The organism is Acinetobacter sp. YH12145 (genome assembly GCF_013418335.1).
GTDB lineage: Bacteria > Pseudomonadota > Gammaproteobacteria > Pseudomonadales > Moraxellaceae > Acinetobacter > Acinetobacter amyesii.
The window spans coordinates 243642-262082 of the sequence record NZ_VPCE01000004.1; the positions used below are offsets into that span (position 1 = coordinate 243642).

Consider the following 18441-nt stretch of genomic DNA (forward strand, 5'->3'; position numbering starts at 1 on the left):
GAAAACTTGAAGATGTTGAAATTGTGAAAATTAAACATAAACAGCATGACAGTCATGTAATATATAATAATCAGAACTTGGTTTTGGGTCAGTTCCCACTAGGTTCGTAACAATTACAATTAAAGAGGTTTCCTCGTGTTTGGAAAAACGCAACGCGGTGTATCAGAGCGGCCAAATCAGCCTAAAAAACCATTGATTCCTGCATGGTTAGGTACACTTGTGATCATTTTAATCGTGTTGAGTTTCTTGGTGGCCTTGATGTTATGGAAACCATGGGAGCCGGTAAAACCGAAAGGTCAAATTACCTCTGAACACTACCAAGAAGAAACCAATAAAGATTACCGTTTTTATGATCTGTTGCCTCAGCAACAAGTCACCCCGATTCCAGATCAAGCTGTGCCTGAAACAGATACCAAAGAAACCGTGGTGATCGTTGAAGCACCTGAAACGGATACCACTACACCGACTGAGCCGGGTATTGAAGCCACAGAAACAACACCTGCCCCTGCAAGCTATATTTTGCAAGTGCGTAGCTATGATGACCCTGACCAAGCCGATGCCCGTCGTGCAGAAATTATTTTAAATGGCTTATCTGCCGATGTGATCCAAAGTAATGAAAATGGCAAAGTTTGGTATCGCGTCGTGTCTGGCCCCTATGATTCACAAGAAGCTGCTGTGATTGCACAGCAAACTTTACGTCATAGCAGTATCGACTCGATTGTCGTAAAACGCTAAATTTTGCAATTAAAAAAAGCGCCTGATGGCGCTTTTTTTTATTCATTCCTTTAATAAAGGGAGGTTAGAAGGGATTCTTTTTTGAATACATCAGCTTAGCTCAAAAACCTCTCCCTAACCCTCTCCTAAAAGGACAGGGAATTCATTAAATGGTATGCCCTAAAGCTTCGCCCATCACCACAGTCGAGTTGGCTTTAAAGGTCGCATCCCATTGCATTTTGTTTTCTTCAAACAACACTACCGCTGTTGAACCTAAATAGAAACGGCCCAATTCTGCACCTTTTTCTAAGAATAAATCGTGTTGATTGAGTTCCAAACGCCCTGTCGGTTTAACTTTACCTGTAGCCACGGTTTCAATACCTGCCACGATCATTGCACCTACCAGTACGACCGCCATACGACCAACTTCTGTATCAAATAAGCAGACCATGCGTTCATTACGAGCGAATAAACCCGGAATATTTTCAGCAGTGGTTTGGTTTACAGAGAATAATTCACCCGGTACATACAAAGTTTCTGTCAATGTCCCTGCAAATGGCATATGTACACGGTGGTAATCTTTTGGTGACAAATAAACCGTAGCAAACTGCCCATTTTTAAACGGCTCTGCCAATTGTGGATCGGCAATCAGGTTTTCAACGGTGAACTTCTGCCCTTTGGCCTGAAATACGTCACCATTTTCAATTTTACCCAGTTGAGAAATTGCACCATCTGCGGGTGAAACAACACTGTTGGCATTTGCATCAACTACACGTACGCCTTCTTTTAAAGAACGAGTGAAAAATTCATTGAATGATTTAAATTTCAGGGCATTACTTTGCTCAGCAATCGACATGTCGATGCCATACTGTGCTTTAAATGCGGTAATCACAGCATTTTTCACCACAGGGTTTTCGCTTGCAGCCAATTTACCGACGATACGTGATAATTTGTGCTGTGGAACAACACGCTGAGCTTGAATAAAAATTTGTTTTTTTAACTGAGATGTAAGGCTCAAGACGGCAACTCTCCGGTGATCACAGGACTATCGAGTCGGTTGCCCCACTCGCTCCACGCACCATCATAAGCTCGAATATTCCAACCGAGTAAACGTCCCAGTATATAAGCTAGGCCCGACCGATGATGGGACTGACAATATACCACCACAGGTTCGTTTAAATTGAATCCCAATTGTTCTAAGCGTTGTTGTGTGCGTTCTAAAGGATGCAATTTTAAATGATTTTCTCGGTTAAGGGCAGTACTCCATTCGAAATGTCGTGCTCCCGGAATGTGACCGCCGCGTCGCGCAGCCAAACGTAGGCCTGTATATTCATCTTCGGTACGGCAGTCCCATACTTGGATCTGCTCCTGCTGCACACGAGCCAATAGCTCATCATAATCTGTTTGATACTGAGCACGCGCCTCTGCACTTACTTCAACCAATGGGCTCACGGGTTCAAATTTCTCAATTTCAGACGAGGTCGGTAAGCCTGCCCCAAGCCAAGCATGGATGCCACCATTGAGGAGACTGGTATTTTCAAAACCGAGGCAATGTAAGTTCCAAATCAGTCGACCAGCCCATGCCCCACCTTCATCGTCATAAACTACTACATGATGTTCTGGACTGATATTCAGATAGCTGATGAGCTGTTCTAAACCGGCTTGGTCAGGTAAAAGCCCCATCGCTTGTTCTTCTTGGCGCACTAACAGTTTCGGCTGCACATGCAGTGCATGTGGAATATGCAATTGGTCATAAACCGAACGACGACTCAAATCGACGATCCGTAGTTTTTCATTACCAAGATGTGGAACCAATTCTTCCGCTTCAATCAGCAGACCAAAATTCAATGTAGATGCTGTCATCGTTGTTCGTGTTGTATTTTGTGCGATTAAATTCGATCTTAGCATAAGTCATTTTCACTATTATTCTGAATTTTTGCATTCCTTTAGCAATATTTTAGATATAAAAAAGCCGAATCATTGATTCGGCTTTTTTAGTTTTATCTAATGCTGTGTTTAAGCGCTAACTTCAGAGATGTCAAACACCTGACGTAGATACGCTAAGAAAGTATCATTATCCGTCATGGTTTTACCCGGACTGTCGGAAATTTTTGCCACAGATTGACCATTACATTCAACCAACTTCAGCACGATATTCAGTGCAGTTTGTCCCATATCATTGGTCAAGTTGGTGCCAATACCAAAACTCACTTGGAAACGGTCTTTAAAGTAATTGTGTAAATCCCAAGCTTTTTCAATGTTCAAGCCATCACTAAAAGTCAGCATTTTGGTTTTACTGTCAATTTTAAGCTTTTTGTAATGTGCATAGGCTTTATCGCCCCATTCATACGGGTCGCCACTGTCATGACGTAAACCGTCGAATAATTTGGCAAAGTACAAATCGAAGTCACGTAGGAACGCATCCATACCGACAACGTCCGTTAAGGCTATTCCTAAGTCACCGCGGTATTCCTGCACCCATGTTTCTAGCGCAGACTTCTGGAAGTTACGTAGACGAACATCAAGCGCTTGGAATGCTTGTAGGAACTCATGCGCCATCGTACCAATTGGAGTAATGTTCAAGTCTTTGGCAATCAGAACATTACTTGTACCGCGGAAAATATACGGTGAAGCCTGATTTAATTCTTCAATTACATGCTTTTGCCATGCATAACTATAACGACGACGCGTGCCAAAATCAGAGACCAAGAATGGTGGATCATTTGGATTTTGCCGTGCTTCATACTGCTTCAGCAAGGCAACCTTATGTTGCAAACGGCGCTCACCTTCGGCTAAAACTTCGGGTGTACGAATACGTTGGAAATATAATTCATTGACGATGGCTAAAACAAAGATTTCAAACATCATCGCTTGAACCATTGGGCCTTCTACCCAAATGTCGAGTCGACCTTCATCATCAATACCCGCTTTAATAAAACGGCGTTTAAGCTGAAATAATTCAAGATAATCAACAAAATCACTTTTAATAAAACGTAAACTGCGTAAATACTGCAATTCATCTTCTTTAAACTTCAACTGACAAAGCATGTCGAGCTGCATGTTTAAATCATCCAAAATTTCAACCAGTGGATAGGCTGTATCGTCCAAGTTACGGCAGCGAAAGTGATACACACTATGGGTTTGCGGAAATTTGTGTAACACCACCTGAAGCATGGTGAATTTATACAGATCTGTGTCTAATAAGGATTGGATGATTGGAGACATAAAGACTTTCAGTTTTTATCAACTCTTTGCATTAAAGCATACTTTATTGATAAAAAGCCGATTGATTTAGTGGAATAACTTATAAATCACCGCGATTCATCGACTTTTTTCAATTTTTTTGCTGAAGCTGAGCGCGATCAAGCTCACTATTTTTTGAGTAACTGTCGATATTTTTCTTCTTGACCAAATTCACGCGCAAACTGTTCTGCAGTCTTTTGCCCCATTTTTTTGGCATTTGCATCGCAATCCACTTGGCGTAATTGCTTTGCAATCGCCCATTCTAATTTAAACATGGCACCCATCAATGCGGTGTTGCCTTTATTGTCACGTGCGCAGCGGTCTGCACCGTGTTCTAGCAAACGAGTCACAATATTTTGATGACCATAATAGGTCGCCATCATCAGTGGTGTAAAACCCGAAGCATTGCGCACATCGACCGGAAAACCGTGCTTAAGAAATTCATTGATGACTTCTTCATTGCCAGTTTTGGCTGCAGCAAAGAAAATTGCGATCAATTCCTGTTGTGAGGTCATCTGATCGCTTGCAGTTGCTTTAGCGGGGGAGATATCTTCCGCGATTGCCACGTTTGCGAATGCGGAACCAAACGCAAGAAGACTGGCTAAAGTCAAATGCTGCATAACTTTCATGATGAACTCCAACAGAAATCGAATGTAGAATTGAATTGGAAACAATTCATTTCATTAAAAAAATGAATATTTAAGGAGTGCCTATGAAACTCCCCCTTAGGGTGCAGGAAAGGTATGGAGCTTCATAGGACTTTTTTGAGGTAACGTTCTAGACCCTAGTTACCAATCCTTCAGACTGATCGAAATTAGTCTTTCAGTTGTGCTGCTTTAGCTTTTACTGTTGCAAGGTTGCCGTTTACTGCTTTAGTCATACGCATACCGTAGTCTGCATCTGCTTTGTAGAAGTAAGACAACATGATGTGCTTGGTTTCAGAATCTTTTACGTTGCCAAGATCCGCAGCCAAGTTCATGATTAAGTTTTCTTTTTCTTTAGCAGAGTATGAACGGTAAAGCTCACCCGCTTGCTTGAAGTTTTGCTCTTTGGTACCGATCTGTTGAACTGTGCCTGTCAGCGGAGTTTGAACAGCGCGTGCTTTCTCAGTGGCAGCTTTAGGCACTTTACGGCTTGGCTCGTAGTTCACGTCAGAATCACGCTCGCTAACATTCATGTAGCCATCTTGGTTGTTGTTGTTAACAGCAACAAGCGGACGGTTGACTGGAATTTGCTGGTGGTTCGCGCCTAAACGGTACATTTGAGTATCTGAGTAAGAGAAGATACGACCTTGTAATAGACGGTCTTCTGAAGGCTCGATACCTGGGACTAAGTTACCTGGAGCCAATGCCACTTGTTCAGTTTCATTGAAGAAGTTTTTCGGCATACGGTTCAGCGTTAACGTACCGACTTTAGTTTCTGGAACTAGGTTCGTCGGCCAGATTTTTGTTGGATCAAGCGGGTCAAAATCAAAGCTGTTTAAATCTTTAGGATCTAACACTTGGATATAAAGATCCCATTTCGGGAATTTACCAGCGTTGATGTTGTTATAAAGATCGTTAGTCAAGTGATTAAAATCTTTACCTTGTTGCTCAGCAGCTTCTTTAACGTTCAGACCTTTCACGCCTTGTTTAGAGCGGAAGTTGAATTTAACGTATTTGTATTCGCCTTTGTCGTTATAAAGCTTGTACGCATGTACACCAAAGCCGTCTTGTTCGCGGTAGCTGGTAGGCACGCCTTGGTTACCATACACATAAGTCAACATGTTGGTTGCCCATGGCTGGCTAGACAAGAAATCAAATACGCGGTTTGCGTCTTGAACGTTGTTGATTGGGCTAGGCTTCATGGCATGGATGAAGTCTGGGAATTTGATCGCATCACGGATGAAGAATACTGGAGTTTGGTTACCCACTAAGTCCCAGTTGCCTTCTTGCGTATAGAACTTGATCGCGAAACCGTGCGGGTCACGTAAAGTTTCTGGAGAACCTTTACCATGAATTACAGTCGAGAAACGTAAGAAAACTGGAGTCTTAGTACCTGCTTTGAACAATGAAGCAATGGTGAGATCAGATAAATCTTTAGTTGCAACGAATTCACCATACGCACCTGTGCCACGGGCATGTACCACACGCTCAGGAATACGCTCACGACCAAAACGTTGTAATTTTTGAACCAATTGTACGTCTTGAAGTAGAACTGAACCATTTGGACCCGCAGTAATCGAGTTTTGGTTATCGCCTACTGGTGCACCATTGTCTTTGGTTAATGGCGCTGCTTGAGTCGCCGCTGTTGCTGTTGCTAACATCGCAACCAATAAAGAACGCTTAAACATCGTCTTAATCTCTCTGTTAAATACCTTTCCTGCTCCGCAAAGATACTGATATTTAATATATAGATAAAACAGATTATTTTTATAAATTGAATCGTATTATTAGATTTATAAAAAATATACGGTTCATTTTCAAATGTTTGAGCCCAAAAATTTCTACACATCGACTCGAAAGAACGCTGTCTTTGCTACAATCCCTGCCCTATGTTCAATTTTCTACTCGGAAGAAGTTATGCGGGCCTTGTTACAACGTGTTTTAGAAGCCAAAGTGGTGGTCGAAGGTGAGATCACGGGTGAAATTAATCACGGTATTTTGGTGTTTTTAGGACTTGGCAAAGCTGACGATTTAGAAAAAGGCAAAAAGCTGATCGATAAGATCTTGAAATACCGTTTTTTTGATGATGAACAAGGCAAGATGGGCTGGAATGTCAGTCAAGCCGGCGGCGGTATCCTCTTGGTGTCTCAATTTACCCTGATGGCGCAAACGCAAAAAGGCCTGCGCCCCGATTTTGGCCCTGCCATGCCACCAAACGATGCCAAAGCACTGTATGAACAGCTGGTCGATTATGCCAAGAGCCAATATGACCATGTACAAACAGGTATCTTTGCTGCCGACATGAAAGTGCATTTGGTTAATGACGGTCCAGTGACCTTTAATTTAGAAGTTGAATAACCACTGAAGCATTAAAAAAGCCCTCTTTTGAGGGCTTTTTTTTTAATCCTCCCACTAAAGGAGGAGAACAAGGCGTAAATCTTACTTACCTGTTTTTTCTTTAATAAACGCACGTGCGATTTTGATTTTTTCTTTAACCGGTTTTGGAAGTTTAGGTGGAATTAACTTCGCCACTTGGTTAAACCAAACCAAAAGCCCAAAATCACCTTCCATTTTAATACTGCCATTTTGCATACCCGTCATGAATGCAGTTGGGTCACCTTTCATTAGGGTTTTCACGCCCTGTTCACTGTCCGCAAATTGCAAAATAAAGTCTGCTTTTTCAGCATCGCCTGAAACAGTATCAATCTGTCCATTATTTACAATAATTTGACGTGCAACACCTAAATCCGTGCCGATTTGAATACGGAATTGACGTTCATGAACCAATTCAATGAATTTAGGGCTAGTACGTGCAAGCTGTTTCATACGAAGCGCTAAACCTGCCACGAGTAAATCAAGTGGATCCGTACTGACATCAACTAAAGGTAGTTTTACGACAGGAATTGATGATAGTTTCATGACTTAAAGCCTATTGTAATTGTTGGAAAATTGACTGGTTTCATCCTACCATAACTTGGCTTTTGAGAAGTAAGGCTTTGTATCTCAAATCGGACTAATGCGTTCATAAAAAATGCGCCCTTAGGCGCATTTTCATTGAAATTTTGTTCTGGCACTTATCGGCTCGAACATTGCTGTTCTTCATCATATACAGGCGTGTGCTCTATACATTGGCGCTTTGCCATCGCACGCTCTGCACGGCGGTCTTCACGTAACAATACTAAAGTGAATACTACCATTGCGGCCATTAATGCCGTTAAATAACTATAAGTCACTGATAATTCAAACATGGTTTGTGTACCAAATCGAATCACTTCAATGAGTCCCCACACCAGCATCCCCGCCAGCATAAAACTTAACCAGCGACGATAAGGCGAGAAGAAAACAGCAATCACAGCCGCCGATACCAAGCTCAGGCCAACGATTGTTGCTAAATTCGCTGTTAACATAAAAACCTCCGTCATTTGACAACTGACATCTCTTGTCTTACAGGATGCTGAGCCGTCTCACTACTGTATCTTCAGTAAATAGATTTGGTCGATCTCAATCTCTTGCAAGCATTATGCTGAGTTTTTTGCATAAAAAAAGTCTCGTTTTTTGTTAATGCGACACACCTTGTCGCAACATTATTTTGTCATTACATTTTTTCTTTTTAAAGAATTTCTGGAACAATGATGGCATCTCATTTCGAGTGTCATTACAAAAAAAACAGCTGGTTTTAGGCTAAAAAAATTAATTTTTCGAATGCTGTTAATCGTTGTTTTTATCGACAATTTTTTTCTACCGCTCATCGGACGAGCTGAATTCTTGGCATAAAAAACGCAGCCTTTTGGCTACGTTTTTTAGTATGAATTAAATGCTTTTAAGCACGATTCAAATCTTTATCATGCACCCCAAGCAGGTAAAGTACACCATCTAGACCCACGCTTGAAATAGCTTGATTAGCATTTTGACGCACTAAAGGTTTCGCACGGAAAGCAACGCCTAAACCAGCTAATGACAACATAGGTAAGTCATTCGCACCATCACCGACAGCAATGGCTTGTTCTAATGAAATCCCCATTTCTTCAGCAATTTGAGTCAATAAGGAGGCTTTGCGAGCACCATCCACAATATGACCTTTGACTTCACCCGTTACCACGCCATCTTGGACGTCCAGTACATTGGCATGCACTTCATCGATACCCAGTTTTGCTTGTAAATATTCGGCAAAATACTGAAAACCACCTGACAAAATAGCTGTGCGATATCCCAGTGATTTCAGCGTTGAAATCAGACGTTCCGCACCTTCTGTAATGGTCAGACGTTCTGCAATTTTAGGCAATACCGAAGCATCCATACCTTTGAGCAGTGCCACACGTGCACGGAAACTTTGTTGGAAATCGAGTTCACCTTGCATAGCACGTTCAGTGATTTCAGCCACTTGAGCGCCGACACCCGCTTCAATCGCCAATTCGTCAATCACTTCTTGCTCAATCAGCGTCGAGTCCATATCAAAGCAGACCAAACGACGATTACGACGGTAAGCATTGTCCTCTTGAACGGCAACATCTACCCCAAGTTCGGTAGATAGACGTAAACATGCTGCACGCATTGCAGTGGCATCCAACATTTGGCCTTTTAAACCAAATTGAACGCAGGCACGGCGCGGACCTTCGCTTGATCCATCTAACTCTGGACGGCCAGATAAACGCGTCACAGTTTCAATATTGAAGCCTTGGCTCGACACAATATTTGTAACTGCCTGTAAATGAGACGCCTGTAATTCTGGCGCAAGTGCCGTAACGATATAGCGTGTGCGGCCTCCCTCATTTACCCATTGTTGATATTCTGTTGTAGAGATTGGTTTAAAGCGCACAGTTAAGCCAATATCATGTGCTAAAATCAACATTTCCTTCATGGCTAATGCTGTCGCAGTCTGGTCTTCCGACGAAACAACAATACCTAAAGTCAGCTGATTGTGGATGACTGCTTGTCCGACATCTAAAATCTGTAAGGAATGTGCGGACAAAACCTGCATTAATCGTGTAAATTGATTAGGTTGGTCAGGTCCTAAAAGTGATATAAGAATGATTTCTCGCATGAATTGACTCGGGTCTGAGCTACAACTAATGTAAGAATCATAATCTAAATTGAATAGAATTGCCTTGGAAGTTTACGTTGAATGCGCCTAGACAAGGGCTATTTGCTAGCCTATTAGTAGTTTGTTTTGCTTTGCATACCTTTTTATTGGTATTGGCAACAACCCACCAACTGAACGAAAACCGTGCCAGTCAGGGACAACTGATGACCAGTCAATTGGTTACAGACAGCCTATCTGAGCTTGAGCCGGCCAATACCGTATCATTAGCCTTACTTGCTGACCGCTATGCAACAAACCCGAGTGTGGCTTCCATCCGCATCTTAAATGCCAATAATCAAGTTTTGGCCACAGGCGGTTTGACCAAAACCCGTGACGGTGAAATCTTTGTTCGAGATGCGCTGCAAAATGAAAAGAAAGTCGGAACGGTTGAAATCACCTTAATTAAACCAAGTATTGGTGAAATCTTACGTACGCAATGGGCTGCGATTCTATTTTCATTATTCTTACATGGCTTGTTATGGTTGGCGTATCGCGCTATTGCACGTCCAAGTCGTACTGAATATTTAGCGCGAATCAACAATGAATCACGTCTAAAACACGAAATTCAAACGCTAGCGCAGGCTTTAGAACAAGAAAAACATAATGCCGCTGTGGCGATTGCTCAAGCGCATCAAAATGCGCAAGCCAAAGCAAAACAGCATAAAGACATGAAACCAGTGGTTCTCGATAGCAACAGCTTGGCATTAAATATTCAATTTTATGATCCGAAACAGCTGCTCGATAGCGTCAACAAAACCGTGTCTGTGCCGTATTTTAATCTCTGCCAAATTTTCTTAAATAAAACTACAGAACTCTGTGTTCAACATTATAAATTGAACAGTTCTGACATCAGTACGGTACATAAGTTTGATGAACATGGCGCAACCATCAGCATGACCGCTGACACTCCAGATGCGCTGCGTTGCCTCACCATGATCAGCTCAGTATTCCAATTGCTTTCAGATGTTTTATATAAACGCTACCGTGAAGAAAAACGTTTCGTTTTACAAACCCGTAGCGCGATTTCAAGCTCTGTCGAAGCCATGCAATTGTCTTCTGTACAAGCGGCTGAACGTTTAGTCCAACAATTGGTTGCTAAAGAAAGTGCCATTCATGTGCCGACAACTTTGCTCAAAGAGATTTCAGATCATTTCCAATTGGTCAGTTTGCCAAATCCGACCAATGTGCTCACTCGTCATGCATTTATGCTCAATGGTATGGACAGTGATACCGCTGAATTGGCTCAAAACTTCAGAACTGAAATTTTAAAATCCAAACAGTCAAAAGCCTCGTAAAGGTTTGAGCGAAATCAAAAATCCCGACTTAAGTCGGGATTTTTTGTCTTAAACAGTCGAAATTTTCTGTGCAATCAAATATTTTTGCGCGTTATGCGGTTCGGTACCTGCTTCAACCGCGACTTTCTCCCATTGCCCATTCGACTGCATTTCCCATGCATTTTGATTATCTTCCAAATAGTTAAGTAAACAATCTTTCATAATGCGTTTTTTCAAACGGCTTTCCAAAATGGGAAAACAGGTTTCGACCCGTGAAAATAAGTTACGTCCCATCCAATCGGCACTGGCACAGTACAATCGTTTTTCGCCTGCATGCTCAAAATAATACACTCGAGTATGCTCTAAGAAGCGTCCAACGATAGATCTCACATGAATATTCTCAGACATACCTTTGACCTGAGGAATCAAACAACAAATCGAACGGATAATTAAATCTACACATACCCCTGCTTGCGATGCACGATACAAAGCAGCAATCAGTTGCGGTTCCGTGAGTGCATTGACCTTCACAATAATTCTTGCGTATTTTCCCGCTTGTGCAGCAACAATTTCCTGTTCAATCAGTTTCAGTAATTCAGTATGCAGGGTAAATGGTGCATGCAGTAAGGCTTTCAACTTTGCCATCTTGCCCATACCGGTCAATTCCTGAAACATGCGATGCACATCTTCGCAAATATCGGGATGCGTCGTCATCAGGCCATAATCGGTATACATCCGCGCATTGCCTGCGTGGTAATTACCTGTTCCCAAATGGGCGTAGCGTAACAGCTGATTATTTTCACGGCGCACAATCAAAATCATCTTGGCATGGGTTTTATAGCCTACAATGCCATACACCACGACAGCCCCAGCTTCTTGCAATATATTGGCCACGGTAATATTGGATTCTTCATCAAACCGCGCCCGAAGTTCGATGACGGCGGTTACTTCCTTGCCGTTGCGTGCCGCCTCCGCTAAAACTTGTACTATGTCCGAATCTGGCCCACTACGATAGAGCGTTTGCTTAATGGCTAATACCTGAGGGTCTTTTGCAGCTTCACGTAATAAGTTGATGACCGGTTGAAAGGAGTCAAACGGATGATGTAACAACACATCTTGTGTTTTTAATACATCAAAAATCGCGGTTTGTTTACGAAAAACTTTAGGAATAATCGGTGTATAGACCGGATATTTCAGTTCAGGTCGATTAAAACTGGTACTGAGACGCGATAAATTGATCGGGCCGTCAATGCGATAGAGCTCCTGCTCACTCAAATCAAATTCATCTAACAAATAATCAATAATGCTTTGCGGACAATCAGCTTCAATTTCTAAGCGAACTGCCCGACCAAAACGCCGTGAAGACAATTCATCTTTTAATGCCACCGCCAAGTCATCCACATCTTCAGCCAGAACTAAATCTGCATTGCGTGTCACTCGAAAGGCATAACAGCCCGTCGCTTTCATCCCCGGAAATAGGTCATTGATGTGTTGCTGAATAATGGCGGTCAGGAAAATTTGTGTCTCTGCACTGCCTTCAACCTCGGCGGGCATTTTGATTAAACGCGGCAATGAGCGTGGCGCAGGCACAATTGCCATTTCAATGGCACGACCAAAGGCATCTTTGCCTTCTAGACTCACAATAAAGTTGAGGCTTTTATTGACCAAGCGTGGAAACGGATGCGATGGATCTAAGCTAATCGGTGTTAAGACTGGTTGAACTTCTTTACTAAAATAATGGCTAATCCACGCCCGATGTTTTTCTAAAATATCTTTAAATTGAATAAAGCGAATACCTTCACTTTGTAATGCAGGCAATACAGCATGATTGAGGGTCTGGTATTGCTGTGCAACCGTGTCATGAATCACTTGGGAAAGTTCATCTAAGACCACTTCAGTCGGAATGGCATCAGGCGTCCGTGCAATTGCATTCAAATCTCGTTGTTTCATTAGCCCCGCAATGCGAATTTCAAAGAATTCATCTAAATTGCGTGAAAAAATGATGAGAAAATTCAAGCGTTCAAGTAACGGTAAACTTGAATCGAGTGCCTGAGCCAAGACCCGCCGATTAAAATCTAAAAGCGACAATTCACGATTATAATAGGTCTCTGATGAATGCTGAAAATGTTGCATACCCTCTCAATGCTGTTTGAAACAGTCTATATCTAAAGTGGTTGCCGGCATGTTAGGCAGCGGAGATGACACTTATGTTACAAATAGCATTAATCAATTAAAAAGGCATGCAATTCCCTAAAACACTGTTCATCAAATCGTAAAATTTATTTTCGACATAAAAAAAGAGGGAGATTACCCTCTATTTTACTGAATTGTTTTTTGTTTATTGCGCAGGCTTGTCTTGTTCCGATGCTTTGGGCTCACTCGTCCGCGCTGCCCAATAGGTTGCCAGTGCAGGACCCGAAATATTGTGCCACAAACTAAAAATCGCACTCGGCACAGCGGTCAGAGGTGAAGCGGCAAAATGGGTCGCCGCCAATGCCACACCTAAACCTGAGTTTTGCATCCCGACTTCAATTGATACTGCTTTACAGTCTGCATAGGGTAATTTAAATAGGCGGCTGGCCCAAAAGCCCAATAGATAGCCCAAGCCATTATGTAAGGCAACTACCCCAAGAATCAGTAAACCTGATTGCAAAATCTGTGTTCGGCTACCCGCAATGATTGCCGCCACAATCGCCACAATTGCCACAACAGAAACCAGTGGCATGACCTGTATATAGGCATCCACTCGGTGCTTAAAGACAGTTCGAATCATTAACCCCACAATGATCGGAAATAAAACCACTTGTAAAATTGAAACCAACATCGATGCCGCATTAATTTCAATCCATTGGCTTGCCAGCAAATAGAAAATCGCAGGGGTTAAAACCGGTGCGAGTAATGTCGAAACAGAGGTACAAGCAACAGATAATGCGGTATTGCCTTTTGCCATATAGGTGATGACATTAGAGGCCGTTCCACCCGGACAGCAACCGACAAGAATGACCCCGATCGCGATTTCTGTCGGCAGTTGTAATAATTTACACAAGAAAAAAGCCAATCCCGGCATCACAATAAACTGTGCCAAAACCCCGATCATCACAGCTTTAGGACTTTGCAATACACTTTTAAAATCTTGGAGTGTCATGGTCATACCCATACCCAACATAATGATGCCTAGCATCCATGGGATATATGCTTTTAACCAAACAAATACATCGGGAAAAAACATGGCGAGCGCTGCAAACAGCACCACCCAAATCGCAAATGTTTTCTGCACAAATTGAGTGAATTTTAAGAAAGCCGACATAGGCATCTTCCATTTAAAAACAGGGACAAAAAAAGGCACACCCTTGTGCCTTTTCTCAACTGAGCCCACTGGGTCATGCCAAAGATAATGCCTGTGCATGCTGCTGCACAATATCTTTCAGGTAAATACGCTTCACCCCATTCGCCAACATGTCTTGCCATGCATGCTGTAAGGAACCCTGTAAATCGATCCCTTTGGTCAAATCAGCAATCACAAAAGTTTCAAAACCAAGCTTACGCGCATCCATTGCCGTCCATGCAACACAAAAATCCGTGGCGATCCCCACCACAAAGACTGTATCAATACCGCGTTCGCGCAAATAGCCCGCCAAACCTGTTGAGGTTTTCTGATCCGCTTCCATAAAAGCAGAGTAGCTGTCGATATGCTGATGAAAACCTTTACGGATAATCAGCTGCGCCGTTGGTAAATTTAAATCAGGATGCAATTCGGCATCCTGTGTGCCTTGTACACAATGCGTCGGCCACAATACTTGCGTTCCATAATTCAGCTCTATGCTGTCATAAGGTACATGCTCAGGATGATTTTCAGCAAAAGAGATATGGTCGGCTGGATGCCAATCTTGAGTCAGCACAATATTCGTAAAGTATTGCCCCAGTTGATTAATCCCTGGAATAATTTGATCGGCATTGGCAACAGCCAACTGACCACCCGGGGTAAAACCATTTTGTACATCGACCACAATCAGCGCTGTATTTTTTTGCATATCTCTCCATCCGTTGTCATGCATTATCGGCGACTCTACTGATTCGCTCATATTTTAAAAGCCTTAGTATTCAGTCCTGTGCGTAAAAATAAAATGACTGTCCTTCCTGACAATACCGATACTTGGGCAAATGCTCAACCAAACGTTGTGCAAAGCGTGGGTAAATACGGGCTTTTCGCCGAGTCGAAGCATGAAAATAAAAATATCGCGGTTGATGTTGAAAGATATATTTTAATAAATGGCTGCGTGTCTGTTGCATGACCTCAAATGCATTAATATTTTCAGCAACATCTTCTAGGGTAGGTTCATCGGCAAAGGCTAACCACGCATTTTGTCTCGGATGTTGGCGATGTCTTTGAAATACAGGTTTGAGTTCCAAGATAAATTCGTGCTGATGTAGATACAAACTAAATTCACGTTGATCAACTTTAAAAATTGCGACCAGTTTTCTTGCTGACATAGCCCCTCTACGTTGATTTTTTGTTTTTTCTTTCTGCTGTATTTTTACATCAAATACTTTCATTTATATTGGTTTAGAGCATTAGTGCGACTTCTATTGTCGCCATAAAAAAAGCCCGCATGATGCGGGCTTTTTTTGATATGGCATGTTCCTTATGATGGAATACGACGTACCAATAACAACATAAATATTGCAGAGATTGCGATACATGGAATTGCCGCGGTAATCACCCCTGCCGCACCAAAACCTGCTGCCAATAACTGACCCGCAATTGCAGGGCCTAACATTGCACCGACACGACCAACGGCTGAAGCTACACCAACACCCGTACCACGTAACTGTGTCGGATACACGATACCACCGAAGGCATACAATACACCTTGGCAACCAATCACGAATGCACCGACTAAAGCTGACGCCATGTACATTTGAGTCAATGAACCTGCACCATTCAGCGCAAATAGACCTGCCAAAATACCGCCGTACATCAAAATGATCACATAAGCTTTCTTCCAACGGTCAGTCAACATACCTAAAATGATCGTACCAATGGTTGCACTCACCATGAAGTAGAACTGCGCAGTTGCACCATCTTTACGAGTGAAACCGAGTTCGGTGAACAACGACGGTAACCAGCTCAACATGATGTACACCACCATCAAGGTGAAGAAGTAGCTCACCCAAATTGAGAAAGTACGTAAACGGTTTTCTGTGTTAAAGAGGTTTTTGAAAGCACCTTGTTGCACTTCACCATTGGCAGTCGCTTGAACCGCTTGATCTTTGGCTTTCAAGAATTCACGCGATTCGGGCAGGAACCAAATCATCAATGGAATAACAACAATCGGTAATAAACCGCCTAAATAGAAAATATTTTTCCAGTTTGCACCGAAGTCCGTCATTGCAACTAATGACAAGATTGCCGCACCCACAGGCATACCACAGTACATCAAACCGACTGCACGACCACGATTTTGTGGCGTTACCGCTTCAGATGCCAAGGTAATTAAAATTGGCATTGCTGCACCTAAACCTGCACCTGCAAGAAAACGTACAGCGAGTAAGCTATGGAAGCTATTTACCCATACCGTACATAAGGTAAAGATGGCGAACATCCCCGTAGACCAAATTAATACTTTTTTACGGCCCATTCGGTCTGCAATCCGACCACCCAACAAAGCACCAGGTAATAATCCTAAAATACCGGCACTAAAAAACACCCCTAGCTGCGAGCTATCCAGCCCGAAATATTCACGAATCCCTGCTGCTGCAATACCTGCAGCCTGAATATCCAGACCTTCGATTACGGCAATAAGGAAGCAGATTGCTACCGTGACAATAGCATGCTTATTATCTGACTTTTCCATTGGAGAATCCTTGTTGTCATCAGCGTTCAAATTAAGTCGCATCATCGCTGAGCCTTATAAAGGATATAACTACCAATAAGTTGAAGCCTTTCGTCCAAAATTGGATTACGTGCATGGTGTAATAGTTTTTGTGCTTTAAGTCACAAAGTCGTAAAAACAATTAAAAATTTAAAATAAAAAAATATGAATCGTGCAATGAACAGTCAAATCAAGCGATCTTTTTAAACACTCATAAAAACATGTCTATTTCTATTAGATATAAAAAAGATTATTACCCAAGTTTTTAACAATCATTTATAATAAAACCCGAGCGAATTGATATAGTTTTTAAATCTTTAGTCATTGTTATTTAATCTTAAATTCTGATTAAAAAGCACGGAATACACATAGATCAACCTTTTGCTGATGATTTAATCAATCCCATCAACCATGCCAACCCTCTCGATTGAATAACACATTTTCAAGATTCAGCCCTTGCTGAACAATTTTCAGGCTGCAAAAAAACCGCTATTTTACACTTGATTGTTTTAAGTTTGATTTGTATAAAGAATTTTATGGCTTTGACCAAAGCATATTGTTCTTATGCGTTTGATCAGTCATAATTTGCGTAAGCATTATTCAATTTGGGTATAGCCCAATGAACATGCTACAAATCAAAATTCGAAACCATCCAGAAATCAATATTTCATCTTGTCGGATGGACAAATAGGATAGCTTTTCAAAATGACTCAGCAAGCTCAGACCATTCAAGGTTCAATTGTCGCAATCGTCACCCCAATGTTTGAAGATGGCAGCGTAGATTGGAAGAGCCTCGAGAAGCTGGTTGAGTGGCATATAAAGCAAGGTACTAACAGTATTGTTGCTGTAGGGACTACAGGTGAAGCTTCTACCTTGAGCATGGCCGAACACACTCAGGTGATCAAAGAAATCATCCGTGTGGCGAACAAACGCATTCCAATTATTGCCGGCACAGGTGCAAACTCAACCCACGAAGCAATTGAACTCACCAAAGAAGCCAAAGAATTAGGTGCAGATGCGGCATTATTAGTTACACCATACTATAACAAACCTACCCAAGAAGGCCTGTATCAACACTACAAATCGATTGCTGAAGCGGTTGATTTACCTCAAATTTTGTACAATGTACCTGGCCGTACTGGTGTAGATATGCACAATGACACCGTGATCCGTCTTGCTGATATTCCACAAATCGTGGGCATTAAAGACGCCACTGGCGATGTTCCTCGTGGTCAAGAACTCATTGAAGGCCTTAAAGGCAAAGATATGGTGGTGTACTCAGGTGATGATGCAACGGCTTATCAGTTAATGGGTTTAGGTGCTAAAGGCAACATTTCGGTTACTGCGAACGTGGCGCCAAAAGAAATGAGCGAAGTGTGTGCAAGCGCTTTGGCGGGTGACGCAGTCCAAGCCGAGCAACAAAACAATACTGTTGCAAATTTACATCAAATTTTATTTTGCGAATCGAACCCAATTCCTGTGAAATGGGCACTTCATGAGATGAACCTGATTGAAACAGGCATTCGCTTACCATTAACACCCCTTGCAGAACAATATCGTACTCCGCTTCGTGAAGCACTCATCACTGCGGGCGTTATCAAATAAAGAAGAGC

The 18441-nt window shown here is 42.2% G+C and carries 17 protein-coding genes; 4 read left to right on the top strand and 13 right to left on the bottom strand.

Features of this window, described 5'->3' with window-relative positions; all coding sequences use genetic code 11:
* Window positions 1-135 precede the first annotated feature (135 nt).
* On the top strand, window positions 136-735 hold the full coding sequence (locus FTU80_RS05560) for an SPOR domain-containing protein (protein ID WP_078193250.1): 600 nt from the start codon (window positions 136-138) through the stop codon (window positions 733-735).
* A gap of 145 nt (window positions 736-880) precedes the next feature.
* Here FTU80_RS05560 and asd read toward each other — a convergent pair whose 3' ends face one another.
* The 5 genes from asd to FTU80_RS05585 form a co-directional block, all read right to left on the bottom strand.
* On the bottom strand, window positions 881-1732 hold the full coding sequence (gene asd, locus FTU80_RS05565; protein WP_078193251.1) for an archaetidylserine decarboxylase: 852 nt from the start codon (window positions 1730-1732) through the stop codon (window positions 881-883).
* A complete protein-coding gene (locus FTU80_RS05570) occupies window positions 1729-2577 on the bottom strand; it encodes a sulfurtransferase (protein WP_180036042.1) in 849 nt (282 codons plus the stop codon). The genes asd and FTU80_RS05570 overlap by 4 nt, the downstream gene beginning before the upstream one ends.
* Window positions 2578-2730: 153 nt before the next feature.
* Window positions 2731-3939, bottom strand: a complete 1209-nt coding sequence (pncB, locus tag FTU80_RS05575; RefSeq protein WP_180036025.1) for a nicotinate phosphoribosyltransferase — start codon at window positions 3937-3939, stop codon at window positions 2731-2733.
* A gap of 146 nt (window positions 3940-4085) precedes the next feature.
* Window positions 4086-4586 carry an ankyrin repeat domain-containing protein gene (locus tag FTU80_RS05580; protein ID WP_180084456.1) on the bottom strand — a complete coding sequence of 167 codons (501 nt, stop codon included), beginning with the start codon at window positions 4584-4586 and terminating at the stop codon, window positions 4086-4088.
* A gap of 185 nt (window positions 4587-4771) precedes the next feature.
* Window positions 4772-6289 carry a catalase gene (locus FTU80_RS05585; protein ID WP_180084457.1) on the bottom strand — a complete coding sequence of 506 codons (1518 nt, stop codon included), beginning with the start codon at window positions 6287-6289 and terminating at the stop codon, window positions 4772-4774.
* A gap of 229 nt (window positions 6290-6518) precedes the next feature.
* On the opposite strand from FTU80_RS05585, the gene dtd reads away from it, so the two are divergent.
* The gene (gene dtd / locus FTU80_RS05590; protein WP_180084458.1) at window positions 6519-6959 is read left to right on the top strand and encodes a D-aminoacyl-tRNA deacylase; all 441 of its coding nucleotides are present in this window, start codon (window positions 6519-6521) and stop codon (window positions 6957-6959) included.
* Window positions 6960-7040: 81 nt separating this feature from the next.
* Here dtd and FTU80_RS05595 read toward each other — a convergent pair whose 3' ends face one another.
* The 3 genes from FTU80_RS05595 to serB form a co-directional block, all read right to left on the bottom strand.
* Window positions 7041-7520, bottom strand: coding sequence for an SCP2 sterol-binding domain-containing protein (locus tag FTU80_RS05595; RefSeq protein ID WP_078190615.1), 480 nt, complete (start codon window positions 7518-7520; stop codon window positions 7041-7043).
* Window positions 7521-7675: 155 nt separating this feature from the next.
* Window positions 7676-8008: an AciT family ciprofloxacin tolerance protein gene (gene aciT / locus FTU80_RS05600; protein WP_078190616.1), complete on the bottom strand. Its 333-nt coding sequence runs from the start codon at window positions 8006-8008 to the stop codon at window positions 7676-7678.
* Window positions 8009-8421: 413 nt separating this feature from the next.
* Window positions 8422-9642: a phosphoserine phosphatase SerB gene (gene serB, locus FTU80_RS05605; RefSeq protein WP_180084459.1), complete on the bottom strand. Its 1221-nt coding sequence runs from the start codon at window positions 9640-9642 to the stop codon at window positions 8422-8424.
* A gap of 77 nt (window positions 9643-9719) precedes the next feature.
* Between serB and FTU80_RS05610 the strand changes: the two genes are divergently transcribed.
* Window positions 9720-10976: a hypothetical protein gene (locus tag FTU80_RS05610; protein ID WP_180084497.1), complete on the top strand. Its 1257-nt coding sequence runs from the start codon at window positions 9720-9722 to the stop codon at window positions 10974-10976.
* A 48-nt stretch (window positions 10977-11024) separates the two neighbouring features.
* Here the strand turns inward: FTU80_RS05610 and ppk1 are convergent, their stop codons facing one another.
* The 5 genes from ppk1 to mhpT form a co-directional block, all read right to left on the bottom strand.
* Window positions 11025-13088, bottom strand: a complete 2064-nt coding sequence (gene ppk1 / locus FTU80_RS05615) for a polyphosphate kinase 1 (protein WP_180084460.1) — start codon at window positions 13086-13088, stop codon at window positions 11025-11027.
* A gap of 205 nt (window positions 13089-13293) precedes the next feature.
* Complete coding sequence (locus tag FTU80_RS05620; protein WP_180084461.1) at window positions 13294-14262, bottom strand: bile acid:sodium symporter family protein; 969 nt, start codon at window positions 14260-14262, stop codon at window positions 13294-13296.
* 73 nt (window positions 14263-14335) lie between these two features.
* Window positions 14336-14986 (bottom strand): bifunctional nicotinamidase/pyrazinamidase, encoded by a 651-nt coding sequence (pncA, locus tag FTU80_RS05625; protein WP_078193259.1) that lies wholly within the window; start codon window positions 14984-14986, stop codon window positions 14336-14338.
* Between the two features lie 70 nt (window positions 14987-15056).
* Complete coding sequence (locus FTU80_RS05630) at window positions 15057-15446, bottom strand: hypothetical protein (RefSeq protein WP_180084462.1); 390 nt, start codon at window positions 15444-15446, stop codon at window positions 15057-15059.
* Window positions 15447-15598: 152 nt separating this feature from the next.
* The gene (gene mhpT, locus FTU80_RS05635) at window positions 15599-16810 is read right to left on the bottom strand and encodes a 3-(3-hydroxy-phenyl)propionate transporter MhpT (protein WP_078193261.1); all 1212 of its coding nucleotides are present in this window, start codon (window positions 16808-16810) and stop codon (window positions 15599-15601) included.
* A gap of 723 nt (window positions 16811-17533) precedes the next feature.
* Here mhpT and dapA point away from each other — a divergent pair.
* Window positions 17534-18433 carry a 4-hydroxy-tetrahydrodipicolinate synthase gene (gene dapA, locus FTU80_RS05640; protein ID WP_180084463.1) on the top strand — a complete coding sequence of 300 codons (900 nt, stop codon included), beginning with the start codon at window positions 17534-17536 and terminating at the stop codon, window positions 18431-18433.
* Window positions 18434-18441 lie beyond the last annotated feature (8 nt).